Consider the following 18405-nt stretch of genomic DNA (forward strand, 5'->3'; position numbering starts at 1 on the left):
GGTCACAAAGGGCGATTCTCGTCCGGATCGGGCGGACGGCGCTGCGGCGCGAGCAGCACCCAGGTCGCCAGCGGCCACAGCAGCGCCTGGATCACAGGCGCGGCGAACAGGCTCCAGCCCGGGAACGGCGCGCCGCCGGCCATGCGCACCAGCAGCGACACCGCGGTGGCTGCGGCGAACAGCGGGATCAGCTGCAGGCTCTGCGACCACAGGCCGAACCACAGCAGCCGGCGGTGGATCGTGATCGCGAAGTACGACAGCAGCGTATAGGCCAGCGCGTGCTGGCCGAGCAGCGCGCCTTCGTGCACGTCCATCGCCAGCCCGAGCGCGAAGGCCACGCCGATGCCCACGCGCCGCGGCTGGTGCACGTTCCAGAACACCAGCGCCAGCGCGAGCAGGTCGGGCATCGCCGCGACGCGACCCACCGGCACCAGGTTCAGCGCCAGGGCGACGGCCAGCGACAGCGCGATGAACCACGGGTTGACCGGCAGCAGCAGCGCGTCGCCGGTGCGCGGCATGATCATGGCGCCGCCTCCTGCGGGGACGCCCGGCGGGCGATGCGGCGCGCGTCACGGTGGCTCATGGCCGCTGCTCCCGCGGCGGCACCTCGTCGCGCTCGGTCGTCGGCGGCCGCTGCGGCATCTGCACCGTCAGCGGTTCGAGCACCAGCACGTGGCGCACCGTGTCGGGCACCGCGGCCGGCCGCAGCAGCACGCGGGCGAAGCCGCCGTCGGCCTGACGCTCGACGCGGGTCACGTGCGCGACCGGCAGGCCACTCGGGTAGACGCCGTCGACGCCCGATGTCAGCAGCGCGTCGCCCTCGGCGACATCGGCGTTGCCGGGCAGGAAGCGCAGTTCCATCGCGGTGCCGCGCAGCGCGCCGCCGTAGGCCAGGCTGCGCTGCCCGGTGCGCGCGTTGAGCACGGGGATCGCGGCGTCCTTGTCGACCAGCAGCGTCACCTCGCTCGACAGCGGGTACACGCGCGTGACCTGGCCGACGACGCCTTGCGGCGCGACCACCGGCGCGCCGGCGACGACGCCGTGCGTCGCGCCGCGGTCGACGAACAGTTTGCGCGAGAACGGGTCGGCCGCCTCGTACAGCACCTCGGCGGCGATCGAGCGCGTCGCCAGCGCCGGGCGCAGCCCGAGCAGGTCGCGCAACGCCGCGTTCTCGGCCTCGAGGCGGTCGGCGCGCGCGAGCCGCACCGCCTGCGCGGCGAGCTGTTCCTGCGCGTGGCGCTCGGCCGCCAGCGCGCGGGTCAGCCCGCGCAGGTACTCGCTGCCGCCCACGGCCATCTCCACCGGCACGCGCAGCGCGACCTGCACCGGGTGCAGCACGGTGGCGATCGCTGCGCGCGCGTGGCGCACGATCTCGAAGCGCGTGTCGGCGACCATCAGGAACACCGCCAGCGACGAGAAGAACACGAGTCGTGTCAGGGCCGAGGGGCCCTGGCGGAAGAACGGCGGGGGGGTGCGGTCGAGCGTGCCCAGCGGCATGGTGCGCGGCGCCCCGGCGCCCTTGGCCCGGTGTTACTCGTAGGTGAAGATCGAGCCGAGGCGCTCCATGCGCTCGAGCGCCATGCCGCAGCCGCGCACGACGCAGGTCAGCGGGTCCTCGGCCACCAGCACCGGCAGCCCGGTCTCCTCGGCGAGCAGCCGGTCGAGGTCGCGCAGCAGCGCGCCGCCGCCGGTGAGCATCATGCCGCGCTCGGCGATGTCGGCGCCGAGCTCGGGCGGCGTCTGTTCGAGCGCGTTCTTGACCGCCGAGACGATCTGGTTGAGCGGGTCCGTCAGCGCCTCGAGGATCTCGTTGGAGCTGATCGTGAAGCTGCGCGGCACGCCCTCGCTGAGGTTGCGCCCCTTGACCTCCATCTCCTTGACCTCGGAGCCGGGGAACGCGCTGCCGATCTGCTTCTTGATCGCCTCGGCGGTGGGCTCGCCGATCAGCATGCCGTAGTTGCGGCGGATGTAGTTGATGATCGCCTCGTCGAACTTGTCGCCGCCGACGCGCACACTGCCCTTGTAGACCATGCCGCCGAGCGAGATCACGCCGACCTCGGTCGTGCCGCCGCCGATGTCGACGACCATCGAGCCCGACGCCTCCGACACCGGCAGTCCGGCGCCGATCGCCGCGGCCATCGGCTCCTCGATCAGGTAGACCTCGCTCGCGCCGGCACCGAGCGCCGACTCGCGGATCGCGCGGCGCTCGACCTGCGTCGAGCCGCAGGGCACGCAGATGATGATGCGCGGGCTCGGCTTCATCATCGAGCGCGGGTGCACCATCTTGATGAACTGCTTGAGCATCTGCTCGGTGACGGTGAAGTCGGCGATGACGCCGTCCTTCATCGGGCGGATCGCCTCGATGTTGCCGGGCACCTTGCCGAGCATCGCCTTGGCCTCGTGGCCGACGGCCTGGATCGTCTTCTTGCCGCTCGGGCCACCTTCGTGGCGGATCGCGACGACGGAGGGCTCGTCGAGCACGATGCCCTTGCCGCGCACGTAGATCAGCGTGTTGGCGGTGCCGAGGTCGATGGCGAGGTCCGTCGAGAAGTAGCGACGAAAGGATTCGAACATGTCAGCTTGGCGGTGCGTCGCCTCGGAGGCACTCGGCGGGCCACGGGGTCCGCGGCGATCGGGCGGGCGGCATCGCGGTGCGGTGGAGGGACGGTGCGTGAACGGTCCGCGGCGTCGGCGTGGGCACAGCGGCAGCGGGTACGAAAAAACCCGCCGGGCGAGGCCCCGCTGGAGATCGACGCGGACCCGGCCGGTGGGTTCTGACTGCGCACGATAATACCCGATCGTTCTCGATCGCAGACCGGCCGGCAGCGCCCGAGAAGGGCTGCGATCCACCCCCTGATGCCCACCGACGGACGGCGCGAACGCCGTCTCGCGACCCGAAGCACCGATGGCCCTGACCCCTGACGACGTGAGCCGCATCGCGCACCTCGCGCGGCTCGAACTGCGCGGCGACGAGCCCGCGGCGATGCTGGCCCAGCTCAACGGCTTCTTCTCGATCGTCGAGCGCATGAGCGCGGTCGACACCTCGGGCGTCGAGCCGCTGTACACGCCGCTGTCGGCGGTCGCGGCGGTCGAGCTGCGGCTGCGCGACGACGTCGTCACCGAAGGCGACGAGCGCGAGGCCAACCAGCGCAGCGCGCCGGCGGTCGAGGACGGGCTGTACCTCGTGCCGAAGGTGATCGAATGAGCGGCGACGCGCACCGCCTCGGCGTGGCCGAGATCGACCGCGCGCTCGCGCGCGGCGAGTTCTCGAGCGCCGAACTGACGCAACATTTGCTGACGCGCGTTGCCGCGCACGAACAACTCGGCGCCTTCCTCGCCGTCGACGCCGACGCCGCGCTCGCCGCTGCGCGCGCCGCCGACGCGCGCCGCGCCCGCGGCGACGCGACGCCGCTGACCGGCGTGCCGATCGCGCACAAGGACATCTTCGTCACGCGCGGCCTGCCGACGACGGCCGGATCGAAGATGCTCGCCGGCTACCGCAGCCCGTTCGACGCCACCGTCGTCGCGCGCCTCGCGGCGGCCGGTGCGGTCACGCTGGGCAAGCTCAACTGCGACGAGTTCGCGATGGGGTCGGCCAACGAGAACTCGGCCTACGGCCCGGTGCGCAACCCGTGGGACCCGGCGCGCGTGCCCGGCGGCTCGTCGGGCGGCTCGGCCGCGGCGGTGGCCGCGCGGCTGCTGCCCGCAGCCACCGGGACCGACACCGGCGGCTCGATCCGCCAGCCGGCGAGCTTCTGCGGCGTCACCGGCATCAAGCCGACCTACGGCGTGTGCTCGCGCTACGGCATGATCGCGTTCGCCTCCAGCCTCGACCAGGCGGGCCCGCTGGCGCGCAGCGCCGAGGACTGCGCGCTGCTGCTGTCGGCGATGAGCGGCTTCGACGAGCGCGACAGCACGAGCGCGCAGCGCCCCCCGCAGGACTACCACGCACAGATGCTCGCGCCGCGCGATGGCGCGACGCCCGCCAAGCCGCTCGCCGGCCTGCGCATCGGGCTGCCGCGCGAGTTCTTCCCCGCGGCGCTCGCGGCCGACGTCGCCACGGCCGTGCGCGCCGCGCTCGCCGAGTTCGAGAAGCTCGGCGCGACGCTCGTCGACGTCAGCCTGCCGCGCACCGAGCTGTCGATCCCCGTCTACTACATCATCGCGCCGGCCGAGGCGAGCTCGAACCTGTCGCGCTTCGACGGCGTGCGCTACGGCCACCGCGCCGCGCGCTACGACGACCTGCTCGACATGTACAAAAAGACGCGCGCCGAGGGGTTCGGGCCCGAGGTCAAGCGCCGCATCATGATCGGTACCTACGTGCTCAGCCACGGCTACTACGACGCGTACTACCTGCAGGCGCAGAAGCTGCGCCGCATGATCGCCGACGATTTCCGCCAGTGCTTCGCGCAGTGCGACGTGATCGCCGGGCCGGTGGCGCCCACGGTGGCGTGGAAGCTCGGCGAAGGCGCCGACGATCCGGTCAAGGCGTACCTCGCCGACATCTTCACGCTGCCGGCGAGCTTGGCCGGGCTGCCCGGCATGAGCGTGCCGGCCGGCTTCGGCGCGGGCGGCATGCCGGTGGGGCTGCAGCTGATCGGCAACCATTTCGCCGAGGGCACGCTGCTGCACGCGGCGCACGCGTTCCAGCAGGCGACCGACTTCCACACCCGCGAACCGCAGGAGGGCACGCGATGAGCGCTCCCGCACGGCCGCTCCGACGGGAGCGCGTTTCTCCCTCGGGGAGGTGGTCACGCAGTGACCGGAGGGTGGTCCAGTGACCGCGCCGGCACTGATCCGCGGCTACGAGGTCGTCATCGGCCTCGAGACGCACGCCCAGCTGTCGACGGCGAGCAAGATCTTCAGCGGCGCGTCGACGCGTTTCGGTGCGCCGCCGAACACGCAGGCCTGCGCGGTCGACCTCGCGCTGCCCGGCACGCTGCCGGTGCTCAACCGCGGCGCCGTCGAGCGTGCGATCCGCTTCGGGCTCGCGGTGGGCGCGAAGGTCGCGCCGCTGTCGATCTTCGCGCGCAAGAACTACTTCTACCCCGACTTGCCGAAGGGCTACCAGATCAGCCAGTACGAGATCCCGGTCGTGCAGGGCGGGCAGGTCGAGTTCGTGCTGAACGGCCAGACCCGCCGCGTGCGGCTGACGCGCGCGCACCTCGAGGAAGACGCCGGCAAGAGCCTGCACGAGGACTTCCACGGCCTCACCGGCATCGACCTGAACCGTGCCGGCACGCCGCTGCTCGAGATCGTGTCCGAGCCCGACATGCGCTCGAGCGCCGAGGCGGCCGAGTACGCGCGCGCGCTGCACGCGCTCGTCGTGTGGCTCGACATCTGCGACGGCAACATGCAGGAGGGGAGCTTTCGCTGCGATGCCAACGTCAGCGTGCGCAAGCCGGGCCAGCCGTTCGGCACGCGGCGCGAGATCAAGAACCTCAACAGCTTCCGCTTCCTGCAGCAGGCGATCGACTTCGAGGTGCAGTGGCAGATCGACCGCCTCGAAGACGGCCTGCCGATCGAGCAGGCCACCGTGCTGTTCGACCCCGCCACCGGCGAGACGCGCGCGATGCGCACCAAGGAAGAGGCGCACGACTACCGCTACTTCCCCGACCCCGACCTGCCACCGCTCGTGATCGCGCCCGAGTGGATCGAACGCGTGCGCGCCGGCATGCCCGAGCTGCCGATGGCGATGGCCGAGCGCTTCCGCCGCGACGACGGGCTCGCGGCCGACGCGGCGGCGCTGATGACGCAAAGCCTCGCGTTCGCGCGCTACTACGAGGCCGCGCGCGACGGCTGCGGCCAGCCGAAGCTGGTCGCGAACTGGCTGATGGGCGAGGTCAGCAAGCGGCTCAATGCCGAGGGGCGCACGATCGACGCGAGCCCGGTGGCGCCGGCGACGTTGGCAGCGCTGATCCGGCGCGTCGTCGACGGCACGGTGTCGAACAACGCCGCGCGCCAGGTGTTCGATGCGCTGTGGGCCGGCGAGGGCGCCGACGTCGACGCGCTGATCGACGCCAAGGGGCTGCGCCAGATGAGCGACGCCGGCGCGCTCGAGGCGATCGTCGAGCAGGTGGTCGCCGCCAACGTGAAATCGGTCGAGGAGTTCCGCGCCGGCAAGGAGAAGGCGTTCAACGCCCTCGTCGGCCAGGTCATGAAGGCGACGCAGGGCAAGGCCAACCCGTCGCAGGTCAACGAACTGCTGCGCCGCCGCCTCGGCGGCTGAGCGCGCGGCCGCGCGCTCAGCGCGGCGAGCCGGTCGGGGTGCCGGCGGCCACCGGCACCGTGGTCGAGCGCATCGGCCCCAGCGAGCCGGGCTGGGCGCCGGCCCACAGCTTGCGCAGCCGCTCGAGCTCGACGTCGTAGACGCCGTTGATGCGGTCGATCTCGGCGCGGTGCGTCGCGATGGCGTTGCGCTGCGCCTGCTGCGCGGCTTCGTTGGCCTCGATCTTGTGGCGCAGCGTCGCGGGCAGTTCGCGGCCGACGTAGAACTCGGTTTCGGCCACCAGCGGCTCGCGCTCGCGCTGCAGCTCCTGCAGCCGCTGCTCGCTCGAGCGCAGCGCCAGCCGCACGGCGTCGAGCGCGGCTTCGCGCGCGCGCTGGTGCGCGGCCTCGTCGGGGTAGCGCTGCTTGAGGTTGCGGTCGCGGCGCACCGCGTCCAGCTGCGCTTGCCGCTGCGCGGCCAGCCGGCGCTCCTCGGCTTCCTTGATGACGAGCTCTTCGGCCGTCAGCGTCGGCGGCACGATCTGCCGCAGCGAGCCGTCGCGGTTGAGCACGCGCTGTTCGACGCTGCGGCACGCGGGAATCGGGCGATCCGACGTCAGGCGCTGACCGTCGGGGGTCGTGCAGGTGTAGATCGCGCCGGGCGTCTGCGCGTGCGCGACGCCCGCCAGCCAGCCGGCGAGCAGCCACGCGACGCCGCGGCCGTTGCTGCGCACGGCGGGGGTCGGGGCGGTGCTCACGTCAGACTCCATAGCGCTCGCGGTACGCCGACACCGCCGCGGCGTGCGCTGCCAGTGCCGCGTCCCGGGTCGTCGACAGATACTGGAGCAGGTCGCCCAGCGTCGCAATCGCCGTCACGCCCAGTTTCAGTTCCGACGTGACGTATTGCGTGGCCGAATGCGGCAGCTCGCTGCCGTCGGCGGCGGTGGCGCGCTCCTGGCGGTCGAGCGCGATCGCGACGCCACACGGCGTGGCGCCGGCGGCCTCGATCAGCGCGATCGACTCGCGCACCGAGGTGCCGGCCGAGATCACGTCGTCGATGATCAGCACGCGCCCGCGCACCGGCGCGCCGACCAGGCTGCCGCCCTCGCCGTGGTCTTTCGCCTCCTTGCGGTTGTAGGCGAAGGGCTTGTTGTGACCGAGCCGCGCGAGCTCGATCGCCACCGCGGCGGCCAGCGCGATGCCCTTGTAGGCCGGACCGAACAGCAGGTCGAACTGCAGCCCGCTATCGATCAGGCGACGTGCATAGAATTGTGCGAGACGGCCCAGCTTGGCGCCGTCGTCGAACAGGCCGGCGTTGAAGAAGTACGGCGACAGCCGCCCGGCCTTGGTTCTGAACTCCCCGAAGCGCAACACCCCGGCCTCGACCGCGAACTTCACGAAGTCCTGGGCGAGCGGGTCGGCGGGGGTGGGCGCTGCGGAGATCACGGTGGCTTTTCGGCTCGTCACGCTCAACCTGAACGGCATCCGTTCGGCGGCGAGCAAAGGATTCCTCGACTGGGCCGCGCAGGCGGCTGCGGATTGTATCGGCGTGCAGGAGGTCAAGGCCCAGGCTGCCGATGTGAGCGGCCGCTTCGACCGCATCGGCGATCTTCAGGGGCATTTCCACTTCGCGCAGAAGAAGGGCTACTCCGGCGTCGGGCTGTACACGCGCCAGGTGCCCAGCGCCGTCGTGACCGGCTTCGGCAGCGACGAGTTCGACGCCGAGGGCCGCTACGTCGAGGCGCGGTTCGACACCCGCCGGCGCAAGTTCAGCGTCGTCAGCTGCTACTTTCCGAGCGGCTCGAGCGGCCCCGAGCGGCAGGAGGCCAAGTACCGCTTCCTCGCGCAGATCGGCCCGCACCTGCGCCGGCTGGCCGCCGAGCGCGAATTCGTGCTGGTGGGCGACGTCAACATCGCGCACAAGGAAATCGACCTGAAGAACTGGCGCAGCAACCAGAAGAACAGCGGTTTCCTGCCCGAAGAGCGCGCGTGGCTGACCTCGCTGCTCGAGGGCGACGCGCTCGTCGACGTGTTCCGGCGCCTGAACCCGCTGCCCGAGCAATACACGTGGTGGAGCAACCGCGGGCAGGCGTGGGCGAAGAACGTCGGCTGGCGGCTCGACTACCACCTCGCGACGCCGGGCATCGCGGCGCGGGCGCGGCGCGAGCAGATCTACCTCGACCAGCGCTTCTCGGACCACGCGCCGGTGACGATCGATTACGACTTCGATCTGTGAGGGGTTGGCAAGGCCATGCACTAAATGCGACTCATTCGCATATAGTCGGTGTGCCGGCGCCGCTTGGCGGGGCCGGTGGCGCCAACCCCGCGAAGGAGATCCGCATGGCCCGACACCGTCCGACCCTCACCCCGCCCGACTGCGGCAGCACCGACGGCAGCGACGACGCGTGCTCGGCGTCGCCGGTCGGCCCGCTCGAGCCGATCCTCGGCGGCACGCTCGCGCTGCTGACGTTCTACGCCCGCACGCCGCACCTCGCCGCGGCCGACAAGATCGCGCGCAATCTGGCGCTGATCGCGCGCCACCCGCAGGCCGGCGAGCCGCTGCAGACGGTGTGCGCGCGCCTGTTCGTCGACTGGCTGGGCCCGACCACCACCCACGACGAACCCGCCGAGCGCCAGTGGCGCACCGTGCACCCGCGACCCGACGCCATGCAGTGACGCGCGGCGCGGCGACGTCACCTCAGCGCGCGTCGCCGGTGCGCTCGATCACGCCACCGCCGAGGCACACGTCGCCGTCGTAGAGCACCGCGCTTTGCCCCGGCGTCACCGCCCACTGCGCCGTGTCGAAGCGCAGCGTGAAGGCGCTGGCGCCGCCGGGCGTGAACACACAGGCGGCGTCGGCTTGCCGGTACCGCGTCTTCGCAGCATAGCGGCCGGGCGCCGGCGGCACGCCGGCGACCCAGCTCGCGTCGGTGGCCTCGAGCGCCGTCGACAGCAGCCACGGGTGGTCGTGTCCCTGCACGACGACGAGCCGGTTGCGCTCGAGGTCCTTGCGCGCGACGAACCACGGCGCATGCGCCCCGCCGCCGCGCGGCGCGCCGCGTTCCTTGACGCCGCCGATGCCCAGTCCCTGCCGCTGGCCGAGCGTGTAGAAGCTCAGGCCGACGTGGCGGCCGAGCGTGCGTCCGCGGTCGTCGACGATGTCGCCCGGCGCGTGGCTGAGGTAGCGGTTCAGGAACTCGCGAAACGGCCGCTCGCCGATGAAGCAGATGCCGGTCGAGTCCTTCTTCGCCGCGTTGGGCAGCCCGATCTCGGCGGCGATGCGGCGCACCTCCACCTTGGTCAGCCCGCCGAGCGGGAACAGCGTCCTGGCCAGCTGCGCCTGCGTGAGCCGGTGCAGGAAGTAGCTCTGGTCCTTTGCCGGGTCGACGCCCTTGAGCAGTTCGAAGCGCCCGCCCGCTTCGCGCACGCGCGCGTAGTGGCCGGTGGCGATCTTCTCGGCGCCCAGGCGCAGCGCGTGGTCGAGGAACGCCTTGAACTTGATCTCGGCGTTGCACAGCACGTCGGGGTTCGGCGTGCGACCGGCCGCGTACTCGCGCAGGAACTCGGCGAACACGTGGTCCTTGTACTCGGCGGCGAAGTTGACGTGCTCGACGTCGATGCCGATCACGTCGGCCACCGACGCGGCGTCGAGCCAGTCCTGGCGCGACGAGCAGTACTCGCTGTCGTCGTCGTCTTCCCAGTTCTTCATGAACAGGCCGACGACGTCGTAGCCCTGCTGCTTGAGCAGCCATGCGGCGACGGCCGAATCGACGCCGCCACTGAGGCCGACGACGACGCGCTGCGTGCGGGGGGACGACATCGCGCCCGATTATCGGCGGCCGCCGCGCGCCGCCTGCGCGGTCAGAGCGTGCGGTGCGTGCCGTCGCACAGCGGCTTGCCGGCGCTGGCCTTGCAGCCGCAGAAGTACACCGTCTTCGACTCGGTGGCGCTGTACTTGACCGGCGTGAACGGCCCGCCCTGGTGCGAGCCGTCGCAAAACGGCTGCTTCTTGCTCAGCCCGCAGGCGCACCACCAGTAGTCCTTGCCGGCCTCGACGGCCACCGGGTAGGGCGCCTTCTGCGCGCAGTGGGGTTGGGTCATCGCAGTCCTCCTTCGGCAAGAACCCGATGATGCCCGCGCGCGGGCCGCGGTGCGCCCCCTCAGGTCTTGGCCGGCGGGCGGTAGATCGAGTCGTCGGCGACGATCGCGTCGAGCGGCAGGCGCCGTCCCGCGAGGTGGTCTTCCATGCAGCGCAGCACCAGCGGGCTGCGGTGGCGCGCCGCGCTTGCGCGCACCTCGTCGGGCGTCAGCCACAGCGTGCGCACGATGCCGTGGTCGAGCGCACGGCCCGGCGCGGGCTCGCCGACGTCGCCGCAGAACGCGAGCCTCAGGTACGTCACGTCCTCGCCGGTCGCGGGACGCACGAACCGCGACAGGTACACGCCGAGCAGCGCGCGCGGCGTGAAGGCGCGCGCCGTCTCTTCGAGCACCTCGCGCACGACGCCCTCGAGCGGCGATTCGGCCGGATCGAGGTGGCCGGCGGGATTGTTCAGCCGCAGCCCCTCGGGCGTCTCCTCCTCGACGAGCAGGTAGCGGCCGCCGTGCTCGACGACGGCCGCGACGGTGACGCTCGGGGTCCAGCGCGGTGCAGCCATGCAGCGATGTTAGCGGGCCGCCCAGCACGCGCCGGCGGCGTCGGCCAGCAGATAAACTCGCCGCCCGCGGGCGCGAACACCGAGGTGTCATGGAATCCGGCGCCCGCCATCGCAAGCGCCCGCAGCGGGTGAGGAGGCCTCCATGTTGATCGGCGTGCCGCTGGAGACGGCAGCGGGGGAGACCCGTGTGTCCGTCACGGCCGAGACGGCCAAAAAATTGAAGGCGCAGGGCCACACAGTGCGCGTGCAGTCGGGCGCCGGCGTCGCTGCCAGCGTCACCGACGCCGCGTATGTGGCCGCGGGCGCCGAGATCGTCGACCGCGCCGGCGCGTTCGGCTGCGAGCTCGTGCTCAAGGTACGCGGCCCCGACGCCGACGAGCTGAGCCTGATGAAGCCCGGCACGGTGCTCGTGGGCATGCTCAACCCGTTCGACCGCGACGGGCTGGCCCGGCTCGCGGCCGCCGGCCTCACGAGCTTCGCGCTCGAGGCGGCGCCGCGCACGACGCGCGCGCAGAGCATGGACGTGCTGTCGAGCCAGGCCAACATCGCCGGCTACAAGGCGGTGATGATCGCCGCCAACGCCTACCAGCGCCTGTTCCCGATGCTGATGACCGCCGCCGGCACGATCAAGGCCGCGCGCGTCGTGATCCTCGGCGTCGGCGTCGCCGGGCTGCAGGCGATCGCCACCGCCAAGCGCCTGGGCGCCGTGATCGAGGCGAGCGACGTGCGCCCGAGCGTGAAGGAGCAGGTCGAGTCGCTGGGCGCCAAGTTCATCGACGTGCCGTACGAGACCGCCGAGGAGCGCGAGGCCGCCGAGGGCGTCGGCGGCTACGCGCGGCCGATGCCGCAGAGCTGGCTCGACCGCCAGAAGGTCGAAGTCGCCAAGCGCGTCGCGCAGGCCGACGTCGTGATCTCGACCGCGCTGATCCCCGGCCGCCCTGCGCCGGTGCTGATCACGGAAGACATGGTCAAGTCGATGAAGCCGGGCTCGGTGATCGTCGACATGGCCGCCGGCAAGGGGCCCGCGGGCACCGACGGCAACTGCCCGCTGACCGAGGCCGGCAAGACGGTCGTCAAGCACGGCGTGACGATCGTCGGCGAAACCAACCTGCCTGCGCTCGTGGCCGCCGACGCATCGGCGCTGTACGCGCGCAACGTGCTCGACTTCCTGAAGCTCGTGCTGTCGAAGGACGGCACGTTCCAGATCCCCGCCGACGACGACATCGTCGCCGCCTGCCTGATGACGCAGGGCGGCCAGGTCAAGAGGAGCTGAGCATGGACGCCGTCTCGCCGATCATCCTGAACCTGATCATCTTCGTGCTCGCGATCTACGTCGGCTACCACGTCGTGTGGAACGTGACGCCGGCGCTGCACACGCCGCTGATGGCCGTCACCAACGCGATCAGCGCGATCGTCATCGTCGGCGCGATGCTCGCCGCCGCGCTGACCGAGGGCGGGCTGGGCAAGACGATGGGCGTGCTCGCGGTCGCGCTGGCTGCCGTCAACGTGTTCGGCGGCTTCCTCGTCACGCGGCGCATGCTCGAGATGTTCAAGAAGAAAGAGAAGAAGGCCCCGGCCGCGGGAGACAAGGCATGAGCCTGAACGTCGTCACGCTGCTGTACCTCGTCGCGAGCGTCTGCTTCATCCAGGCGCTCAAGGGCCTGAGCCACCCGACGACGTCGATCCGCGGCAACGTCTTCGGCATGACCGGGATGGCGATCGCCATCCTGACCACCGCGGCGCTGATCGTGAAGCTCGCCGGCCAGATGGGCCAAGGCTCGGCGCAGGGCATGGTGTGGGTGCTCGCGGGCCTGCTCGTGGGCGGCACCGCCGGTGCGGTCATGGCCAAGCGCGTCGAGATGACGAAGATGCCCGAGCTCGTGGCTTTCATGCACAGCATGGTCGGCCTGGCGGCGGTGTTCATCGCCGTCGCGGCGGTGGCCGAGCCGTGGGCCTTCGGCATCGCCGGGCACGGCCAGCCGATCCCGGTGGGCAACAAGATCGAGCTGTTCCTCGGCGCGGCGATCGGCGCGATCACGTTCAGCGGCTCGGTGATCGCGTTCGGCAAGCTCAGCGGCAAGTACAAGTTCCGCCTGTTCCAGGGCGCGCCGGTGGTCTTCAACGGCCAGCACCTGCTCAACCTCGTGCTCGGCATCGCCACCATCGCGCTCGGCATCGTGTTCGCGCTGACCGAGAACTGGGCCGCGTTCTTCGCGATGCTGGCGCTGAGCTTCGTGCTCGGCGTGCTGATCATCATCCCGATCGGCGGCGCCGACATGCCGGTCGTCGTCTCGATGCTCAACAGCTACTCGGGCTGGGCCGCGGCGGGCATCGGCTTCAGCCTGAACAACAGCATGCTGATCATCGCCGGCTCGCTGGTGGGCAGCTCGGGTGCGATCCTGAGCTACATCATGTGCAAGGCGATGAACCGCTCGTTCTTCAACGTCATCCTCGGCGGCTTCGGCGGCGAGGCGGGCCAGGCGGCGGGCGGCGCGCAGCCGCAGCGCACCGTCAAGAGCGGCAGCCCCGACGACGCGGCGTTCATCCTCAGCAACGCCGAGACGGTGATCATCGTGCCGGGCTACGGCCTGGCGGTCGCGCGCGCGCAGCACGCGGTCAAGGAGCTGGCCGAGAAGCTCACGCACAAGGGCATCAGCGTCAAGTACGCGATCCACCCGGTGGCCGGGCGCATGCCGGGGCACATGAACGTGCTGCTCGCCGAGGCCGAGGTGCCGTACGACCAGGTGTTCGAGATGGAGGACATCAACGCCGAGTTCGGCCAGACCGACGTCGCGATCGTCCTCGGCGCCAACGACGTCGTGAACCCGGCCGCGCTGCAGAAGGGCAGCCCGATCTACGGCATGCCGATCCTCGAGGCCTACAAGGCCAAGACGGTGATCGTCAACAAGCGCTCGATGGCTGCCGGCTACGCCGGCCTCGACAACGAGCTGTTCTACATGGACAAGACGATGATGGTCTTCGGCGACGCGAAGAAGGTCGTCGAGGACATGGTCAAGGCGATCGAGTAGTGCGGCTGCCGCGCGCTGCACGACGAAGGGCCGGCGCTGCCGGCCCTTTTCGTTGCCGCGGCGGCATCAGTGGCGCGCCGCAGGCGCTGCGGCGAACGCGGCCTCCATCTCGCGCCGCACGCGGTACGCGCGCGTCGCCGTGTCGATCGCGACGTCGTTCCAGCTCAGCATCTGGCCCTGGGCCACGGGCCGCACGACCTTGACCTGGTGCGCGAGCCCGAGCGGCAGGCCGCCCTCGCCGCGGTAGGCCAGCGATGCTGCCGCCGGCTGCAGCTTGCCCCACACGGTGTAGCCGCCCTCGCCGTCGAGCATCTCGCCGGGCGCGAGGTCGCGCTTGGCGGTGGCCACGACGTCGGCGTTCCAGCAGGTCGCCACGCCGGTGGCCTCGCCGCGCAGCGCGACGCTGGCGACGCTGTAGCCCACTTCGAGGCCGATCAGGTGCCAGCGCTTGTACAGCGTGAAGTAGCGCCCGCTCGGGTCGGTGTGCGCGTTGTACTCCTCGAAGCAGTGGCGGATGTAGTCGGTCTCGCCCTCGACGGTGACCCACACGCCCATGCGGATGTCGTACGGGATCGCGCGGCCGTCGGCCTCGAGCGAGCTGATGACCTCGACCATGCCCTTCTTCTCGAGGTGCCCGCCCTCGCTCTGCGGCCGCGTGACGAACGGGATGTCGGCAATGCTCGCCGGCGGGTACGTGAGGCCGCTCGACGGCACCTCGAGGCCGGTCGCGTTGGCCACCGCGGCGCTCTCGATCGACGGCTTGCTGCCGTCGAGGAAGCTGTTGAACATCTTCGGGTTCAGACCGCCGCGCGCGGCCTGCTCGGGCGTCAGCCCGTAGTAGCCCCACACCGTCTCGGGTGTCGACTGCGCGAAGTGCGGCAGCCACTTGTGGCCGCGCCCGGCGGCCACCACCGGAAAGCCGCAGGTGCGCGCCCAGTCGACGAGGTCGCAGATCAGCGCCGGCTGGTCGCCGAAGGCGAGCGTGTAGACGACGCCGGCGCGCGCGGCCTCGCGCGCGAGCCACGGGCCGCAGAACGCGTCGGCCTCGACGGTGACGTTGACGACGTGCTTGCCGTGCGCGAACGCCTCGAGGCAGTGGTCGACGGCGTGCACCGGCGAGCCGGTGCACTCGACGACGACGTCGATCGCCGGGTGGGCGACGAGCGCCTTCCAGTCGTCGCCGACGTACGTCGTGCCGTCCTTCAGCGCAGCGTCGATCGACGTCGCACGCACCCGCTCGGGCGGCCAGCCCACGCGCGCGAGGTTGCGGCACGCGGCTTCGGGCGACAGGTTGGCGATCGCCGCGACGTGCATGCCGGGCGTGCGCGGCACCTGCGCGAGGTACATCGAGCCGAACTTGCCGGCGCCGATCAGCCCCACGCGGATCGGGCGGCCTTCGGCCTGGCGTTGCAGGAGCTGGCGGTGCAGGGACATGGCGAGCGCGCAGGTGGTGCAAAGGCGTGCAGCCTACGCCAGGCCTGCCACCGCACGCGCGCGGGTTTGCCCGTGGCACCGGCATCGCGGGCGGTGCGTCGGACCCACTGCCGACGTCGGGGGCGCGTCGTTCGCCGCGCGCAGGCCTGTGCCAGCACGTCGCCCATGCGCCGCCGCTGCGCCGGTGTCGGCCGCGGCCCGTGCAGCGCGGCCATGTTCTCGTCGCAGTGCACCGGGTTGCGCGTGGCCGGGATCGCGCAGGTGACGGCCGGGTGCGAGACCTCCCACTTCAGCACGAACGCGGCCCAGGTCTGCACGCCGAGTTCGTCGCGCGCCCACGCCGGCAGCGGCCGGCCCGCGAGCCGGCGCAGCGCGTCGCCGCCGTCGAACGGGCGGTTGACGATCACGGCGACGCCGCGTTCGGCGGCCAGATCGAGCAGCGGCTCGGCGCTGCGGTCGGCGGGGTTGTAGGTGATCTGCAGCACGTCGAGCGGCTCGCGGCGCAGCAGCCGTGCGACCTCGTCGTGGCGCCGGCCGTGCGAGGTCGTGATGCCGATCAGCCGCACGCGGCCGGCGTCGCGCGCCGCGCGCAGCGTCTTCAGGTGCGCGTCGGTGGCGAGCAGGTTGTGCACCTGCATCAGGTCCATGCGCGCGACGCGCCACAGCCGCAGCGACTCGGCCAGCTGCGCGCGGCCCGTGACCTCGAACGGCGTCCAGATCTTGCTGGCCGTGAACACGCGCGCGGCGTGCGGCGCGAGCTCGGGCGTGGCCAGCAGGTCGCCGACGACGCGCTCGGCGCTGCCGTACATCGGCGACGAGTCGACCACGCCGCCACCGGCGGCGACGAAGCGCGCCAGCACCTGCTGCACGCGCGCTCGCGCGAGCGGGTCGTCGCCGACGTCGAAGGTCAGCCAGGTGCCCAGCCCGACGACGGGCACCGCCTCGCCGCTCGACGGGATCGTCTTGCGCCAGACGCCGTCGGGCGCGGCGGCGGCCCACGCCGGCAGCGTCGACGCCGCGGCGCACGCGAGGAGCCAGTCGCGTCGCTGCATGCCGTTGCGACCCGCGGCGCCGCGCACCCGTTCCGGGGCGTGCCGGTCCGCACCGGTGGCCGGCGGAAGCATCGTGTTGCATCGGCACCCGTGTCCGGGGGTAACCTCGCCCTTTGTCCGCAAGGAGAGCGACGGCGATGCTGGGGGAGTTCAAGCCGGTCGAGTTCGACCGTTACGGCCGGCGCCGCCGGCGCGGCCTGCCGCGCTGGCTGGTGCTGCTGCTGCTCGGCCTGGCCGTCGGCGTGGCCGGCGTGATCTACGTGCAGGAGCAGCTGCTGCCGCCGCGGCTGTCTTACGACGCCTCGACGCGCCTGCGCCAGGCCTACGAGCAGGCCGACGCCGAACGCCAGCGTCTGGCCGCCGAGCTGGCCGAGGCGCAGCGCCAGCGCGACGCGGCGCAGGCCGAGCGCAAGACGCTGGCCGACCAGCTGGCTGCGAGCCGCCAGAGCGTCGAGCAGCTGCGCGCCGACGTCGCGGCGCTGGTCGCGGCGCTGCCGCCCGACCCGCGCGGCGGCGCGGTGGCGGTGCGCGCCGGGCGATTTCGCGCCGGCAGCGGCACGCTGGCCTACGAGGTGCTGCTCACGCGCGACGCGGCGGGCGGCCGTGCGCTGGCCGGGCAGATGCAGCTCGCCGTGGCCGGGCGCAACGAGCGCGGTGTCGAGACGACGGTGACGCTGCCGCCGGTGGCGGTGTCGATCGGCACGCACCACAGCGTCAGCGGCGAGGCGGCGCTGCCCTCCGGCTTCGCGCCGCAGCAGGTCACGGTGCGCGTCACCGATGGGCCGGGCGGCGCGCTGCTCGGCTCGCGCGTGCTGTACGTGCGCTGACGGCTCAGGCAGCCGCAGCCGCGCCGGCCGCGTCGGCAGGGCGACGGCGGAACATGCCCCAGCCCTGCATCGTCAGCACGAGCTCGCCCGTCTGGTTGAGCGTCTCCCAGCGGCAGCGCACGAGGCCGACGTCGGGACGGCTGTTCATCGGGCGGGCCTCGAGCACTTCCATGCGCACGTGCAGCGTGTCGCCGGGGTAGACCGGCTTGAGCCAGCGCAGCTCGTCGATGCCCGGCGAGCCGAGGCTCGCGGCGTCGAGCAGGTAGGCGTCGCACATCATGCGCATCGTCAGCGCGCAGGTGTGCCAGCCGCTGGCCGCCAGGCGGCCGAACAGCGATGCCGCGGCGGCTTCGTCGTCGAGGTGGAACGGCTGCGGGTCGAAGTCGCGCGCGAACGCGATCACCGCCTCGCGCGTGACGACGAAGCCGCCGAACTCGCGCACGCTGCCGACCGGGAAGTCCTCCCACCAGTAGCGGATCGGGCGTGGCGGTGTGGCGTTCAAGCGGGGCTCCTGCGGGGTTCGGGGCGGTGCGCGGCGAGCATAGCCGCAGTGCGCCGTGCGGGCGCGATCGCGACGAGAATCGCACCCGTCTTTCGCGACCCGGCAACCCCATGACGATCCTGATCCTCGGCCTCGTGCTGTTCCTCGGCACGCATTCGGTGCGCATCGTCGCCGAGGGCTGGCGCACCGCGACGATCGCACGCGTCGGCCCCGGCGTCTGGAAGGGCGTGTACTCGCTCGTCGCGCTGGCCGGCTTCGTCGCGATCGTCTGGGGCTACGCACTCGCGCGGCAGGCGCCCGTCGTGCTGTGGACGCCGCCGCTGGCGATGCGCCACGTCGCGAGCCTGCTGACGCTCATCGCGTTCGTGATGCTCTCGGCCGCCTACGTGCCGCGCAACGGCATCAAGGCGCGGCTGAAGCACCCGATGGTGCTGTCGGTCAAGGTCTGGGCGTTCGCGCACCTGCTGGCCAACGGCACGCTGGCCGACGTGCTGCTGTTCGGCGGCTTCCTCGTCTGGGCCGTGCTCGACTTTCGCGCGGCGCGCCAGCGCGACCGCGCCGCTGGCACCGTCTACCCCGCCGGTACGCTGGCCGGCACCGCGGCGACGGTGGCGGTGGGCGTCGCGGCGTGGGCGCTGTTCGCGTTCTGGCTGCACGCCGCGTGGATCGGCGTGGCGCCGTTCGGGCGCTGAGCCTGCG

General features: G+C 72.0%; 21 protein-coding genes. 10 read left to right on the top strand and 11 right to left on the bottom strand.

Features of this window, described 5'->3' with window-relative positions; genetic code table 11:
* Nucleotides 1–2 precede the first annotated feature (2 nt).
* Genes mreD through DRV96_RS10835 form a run of 3 tightly spaced genes read right to left on the bottom strand, consistent with a single transcriptional unit; the run spans nt 3 to nt 2574 of the window.
* Complete coding sequence (mreD, locus tag DRV96_RS10825; protein WP_119290855.1) at nt 3–524, bottom strand: rod shape-determining protein MreD; 522 nt, start codon at nt 522–524, stop codon at nt 3–5.
* A 55-nt stretch (nt 525–579) separates the two neighbouring features.
* Entirely contained in the window at nt 580–1497 is a 918-nt protein-coding gene (gene mreC / locus DRV96_RS10830; RefSeq protein WP_119290857.1) for a rod shape-determining protein MreC, read from the bottom strand.
* A 33-nt stretch (nt 1498–1530) separates the two neighbouring features.
* Nucleotides 1531–2574 carry a rod shape-determining protein gene (locus DRV96_RS10835; RefSeq protein ID WP_119290859.1) on the bottom strand — a complete coding sequence of 348 codons (1044 nt, stop codon included), beginning with the start codon at nt 2572–2574 and terminating at the stop codon, nt 1531–1533.
* Between the two features lie 331 nt (nt 2575–2905).
* Between DRV96_RS10835 and gatC the strand changes: the two genes are divergently transcribed.
* From gatC to gatB, 3 genes are all read left to right on the top strand, one after another.
* Nucleotides 2906–3205 carry an Asp-tRNA(Asn)/Glu-tRNA(Gln) amidotransferase subunit GatC gene (gene gatC / locus DRV96_RS10840; protein WP_119290861.1) on the top strand — a complete coding sequence of 100 codons (300 nt, stop codon included), beginning with the start codon at nt 2906–2908 and terminating at the stop codon, nt 3203–3205.
* The gene (gatA, locus tag DRV96_RS10845; RefSeq protein WP_119290864.1) at nt 3202–4698 is read left to right on the top strand and encodes an Asp-tRNA(Asn)/Glu-tRNA(Gln) amidotransferase subunit GatA; all 1497 of its coding nucleotides are present in this window, start codon (nt 3202–3204) and stop codon (nt 4696–4698) included. Before gatC ends, gatA begins: the two co-directional genes overlap by 4 nt.
* Nucleotides 4699–4777: 79 nt before the next feature.
* Entirely contained in the window at nt 4778–6229 is a 1452-nt protein-coding gene (gatB, locus tag DRV96_RS10850; RefSeq protein ID WP_119290867.1) for an Asp-tRNA(Asn)/Glu-tRNA(Gln) amidotransferase subunit GatB, read from the top strand.
* Between the two features lie 16 nt (nt 6230–6245).
* On the opposite strand, the gene DRV96_RS10855 is transcribed toward gatB, so the two are convergent.
* Both DRV96_RS10855 and pyrE read right to left on the bottom strand, forming a co-directional pair.
* A complete protein-coding gene (locus tag DRV96_RS10855; RefSeq protein ID WP_235823367.1) occupies nt 6246–6965 on the bottom strand; it encodes a hypothetical protein in 720 nt (239 codons plus the stop codon).
* A 1-nt stretch (nt 6966) separates the two neighbouring features.
* A complete protein-coding gene (pyrE, locus tag DRV96_RS10860) occupies nt 6967–7674 on the bottom strand; it encodes an orotate phosphoribosyltransferase (protein WP_235823368.1) in 708 nt (235 codons plus the stop codon).
* On the opposite strand from pyrE, the gene DRV96_RS10865 reads away from it, so the two are divergent.
* Together DRV96_RS10865 and DRV96_RS10870 are read left to right on the top strand one after the other, a co-directional pair.
* A complete protein-coding gene (locus DRV96_RS10865; protein ID WP_119290954.1) occupies nt 7655–8443 on the top strand; it encodes an exodeoxyribonuclease III in 789 nt (262 codons plus the stop codon). The two genes, pyrE and DRV96_RS10865, sit on opposite strands and share 20 nt — an antisense overlap.
* A gap of 104 nt (nt 8444–8547) precedes the next feature.
* Nucleotides 8548–8883: a hypothetical protein gene (locus DRV96_RS10870; RefSeq protein WP_119290870.1), complete on the top strand. Its 336-nt coding sequence runs from the start codon at nt 8548–8550 to the stop codon at nt 8881–8883.
* A 22-nt stretch (nt 8884–8905) separates the two neighbouring features.
* On the opposite strand, the gene mnmA is transcribed toward DRV96_RS10870, so the two are convergent.
* Genes mnmA through DRV96_RS10885 form a run of 3 tightly spaced genes read right to left on the bottom strand, consistent with a single transcriptional unit; the run spans nt 8906 to nt 10862 of the window.
* Nucleotides 8906–10027, bottom strand: a complete 1122-nt coding sequence (gene mnmA, locus DRV96_RS10875) for a tRNA 2-thiouridine(34) synthase MnmA (protein ID WP_119290872.1) — start codon at nt 10025–10027, stop codon at nt 8906–8908.
* Nucleotides 10028–10068: 41 nt separating this feature from the next.
* On the bottom strand, nt 10069–10308 hold the full coding sequence (locus DRV96_RS10880) for a CDGSH iron-sulfur domain-containing protein (protein WP_119290874.1): 240 nt from the start codon (nt 10306–10308) through the stop codon (nt 10069–10071).
* A gap of 59 nt (nt 10309–10367) precedes the next feature.
* Nucleotides 10368–10862 (bottom strand): NUDIX hydrolase, encoded by a 495-nt coding sequence (locus tag DRV96_RS10885; RefSeq protein WP_119290876.1) that lies wholly within the window; start codon nt 10860–10862, stop codon nt 10368–10370.
* 142 nt (nt 10863–11004) lie between these two features.
* On the opposite strand from DRV96_RS10885, the gene DRV96_RS10890 reads away from it, so the two are divergent.
* Genes DRV96_RS10890 through DRV96_RS10900 form a run of 3 tightly spaced genes read left to right on the top strand, consistent with a single transcriptional unit; the run spans nt 11005 to nt 13891 of the window.
* Entirely contained in the window at nt 11005–12135 is a 1131-nt protein-coding gene (locus DRV96_RS10890) for a Re/Si-specific NAD(P)(+) transhydrogenase subunit alpha (protein ID WP_119290879.1), read from the top strand.
* A gap of 2 nt (nt 12136–12137) precedes the next feature.
* Nucleotides 12138–12458 (top strand): NAD(P) transhydrogenase subunit alpha part 2, encoded by a 321-nt coding sequence (locus DRV96_RS10895; protein WP_119290881.1) that lies wholly within the window; start codon nt 12138–12140, stop codon nt 12456–12458.
* The gene (locus DRV96_RS10900) at nt 12455–13891 is read left to right on the top strand and encodes an NAD(P)(+) transhydrogenase (Re/Si-specific) subunit beta (RefSeq protein ID WP_119290883.1); all 1437 of its coding nucleotides are present in this window, start codon (nt 12455–12457) and stop codon (nt 13889–13891) included. The genes DRV96_RS10895 and DRV96_RS10900 overlap by 4 nt, the downstream gene beginning before the upstream one ends.
* Nucleotides 13892–13957: 66 nt before the next feature.
* Here the strand turns inward: DRV96_RS10900 and DRV96_RS10905 are convergent, their stop codons facing one another.
* Complete coding sequence (locus tag DRV96_RS10905) at nt 13958–15325, bottom strand: NAD(P)H-dependent oxidoreductase (protein ID WP_119290884.1); 1368 nt, start codon at nt 15323–15325, stop codon at nt 13958–13960.
* Nucleotides 15262–16377, bottom strand: a complete 1116-nt coding sequence (locus tag DRV96_RS10910; protein WP_119290956.1) for an aldo/keto reductase — start codon at nt 16375–16377, stop codon at nt 15262–15264. Before DRV96_RS10910 ends, DRV96_RS10905 begins: the two co-directional genes overlap by 64 nt.
* 137 nt (nt 16378–16514) lie before the next feature.
* Here DRV96_RS10910 and DRV96_RS10915 point away from each other — a divergent pair, with 137 nt between their 5' ends.
* Nucleotides 16515–17204, top strand: coding sequence for a DUF6776 family protein (locus tag DRV96_RS10915; protein ID WP_119290887.1), 690 nt, complete (start codon nt 16515–16517; stop codon nt 17202–17204).
* Between the two features lie 4 nt (nt 17205–17208).
* Here DRV96_RS10915 and DRV96_RS10920 read toward each other — a convergent pair whose 3' ends face one another.
* Nucleotides 17209–17706 (bottom strand): MaoC family dehydratase, encoded by a 498-nt coding sequence (locus DRV96_RS10920; RefSeq protein WP_119290889.1) that lies wholly within the window; start codon nt 17704–17706, stop codon nt 17209–17211.
* A gap of 110 nt (nt 17707–17816) precedes the next feature.
* Between DRV96_RS10920 and DRV96_RS10925 the strand changes: the two genes are divergently transcribed.
* Entirely contained in the window at nt 17817–18398 is a 582-nt protein-coding gene (locus tag DRV96_RS10925; RefSeq protein ID WP_119290891.1) for an NnrU family protein, read from the top strand.
* Nucleotides 18399–18405: the final 7 nt, after the last annotated feature.

The sequence above is a fragment of the Azohydromonas sediminis genome (assembly GCF_003574675.1).
Classification (GTDB): Bacteria; Pseudomonadota; Gammaproteobacteria; order Burkholderiales; family Burkholderiaceae_C; genus Calidifontimicrobium; species Calidifontimicrobium sediminis.

What these genes read in the sequence shown, in the direction of transcription:
- mreD (WP_119290855.1), bottom strand. Translation starts at nt 524, where the DNA reads ATGATCATGCCGCGCACCGGCGACGCGCTGCTGCTGCCGGTCAACCCG.
- mreC (WP_119290857.1), bottom strand. Translation starts at nt 1,497, where the DNA reads ATGCCGCTGGGCACGCTCGACCGCACCCCCCCGCCGTTCTTCCGCCAG.
- DRV96_RS10835 (WP_119290859.1), bottom strand. Translation starts at nt 2,574, where the DNA reads ATGTTCGAATCCTTTCGTCGCTACTTCTCGACGGACCTCGCCATCGAC.
- gatC (WP_119290861.1), top strand. Translation starts at nt 2,906, where the DNA reads ATGGCCCTGACCCCTGACGACGTGAGCCGCATCGCGCACCTCGCGCGG.
- gatA (WP_119290864.1), top strand. Translation starts at nt 3,202, where the DNA reads ATGAGCGGCGACGCGCACCGCCTCGGCGTGGCCGAGATCGACCGCGCG.
- DRV96_RS10870 (WP_119290870.1), top strand. Translation starts at nt 8,548, where the DNA reads ATGGCCCGACACCGTCCGACCCTCACCCCGCCCGACTGCGGCAGCACC.
- mnmA (WP_119290872.1), bottom strand. Translation starts at nt 10,027, where the DNA reads ATGTCGTCCCCCCGCACGCAGCGCGTCGTCGTCGGCCTCAGTGGCGGC.
- DRV96_RS10880 (WP_119290874.1), bottom strand. Translation starts at nt 10,308, where the DNA reads ATGACCCAACCCCACTGCGCGCAGAAGGCGCCCTACCCGGTGGCCGTC.
- DRV96_RS10885 (WP_119290876.1), bottom strand. Translation starts at nt 10,862, where the DNA reads ATGGCTGCACCGCGCTGGACCCCGAGCGTCACCGTCGCGGCCGTCGTC.
- DRV96_RS10890 (WP_119290879.1), top strand. Translation starts at nt 11,005, where the DNA reads ATGTTGATCGGCGTGCCGCTGGAGACGGCAGCGGGGGAGACCCGTGTG.
- DRV96_RS10895 (WP_119290881.1), top strand. Translation starts at nt 12,138, where the DNA reads ATGGACGCCGTCTCGCCGATCATCCTGAACCTGATCATCTTCGTGCTC.
- DRV96_RS10900 (WP_119290883.1), top strand. Translation starts at nt 12,455, where the DNA reads ATGAGCCTGAACGTCGTCACGCTGCTGTACCTCGTCGCGAGCGTCTGC.
- DRV96_RS10905 (WP_119290884.1), bottom strand. Translation starts at nt 15,325, where the DNA reads ATGTCCCTGCACCGCCAGCTCCTGCAACGCCAGGCCGAAGGCCGCCCG.
- DRV96_RS10910 (WP_119290956.1), bottom strand. Translation starts at nt 16,377, where the DNA reads ATGCAGCGACGCGACTGGCTCCTCGCGTGCGCCGCGGCGTCGACGCTG.
- DRV96_RS10915 (WP_119290887.1), top strand. Translation starts at nt 16,515, where the DNA reads ATGCTGGGGGAGTTCAAGCCGGTCGAGTTCGACCGTTACGGCCGGCGC.
- DRV96_RS10925 (WP_119290891.1), top strand. Translation starts at nt 17,817, where the DNA reads ATGACGATCCTGATCCTCGGCCTCGTGCTGTTCCTCGGCACGCATTCG.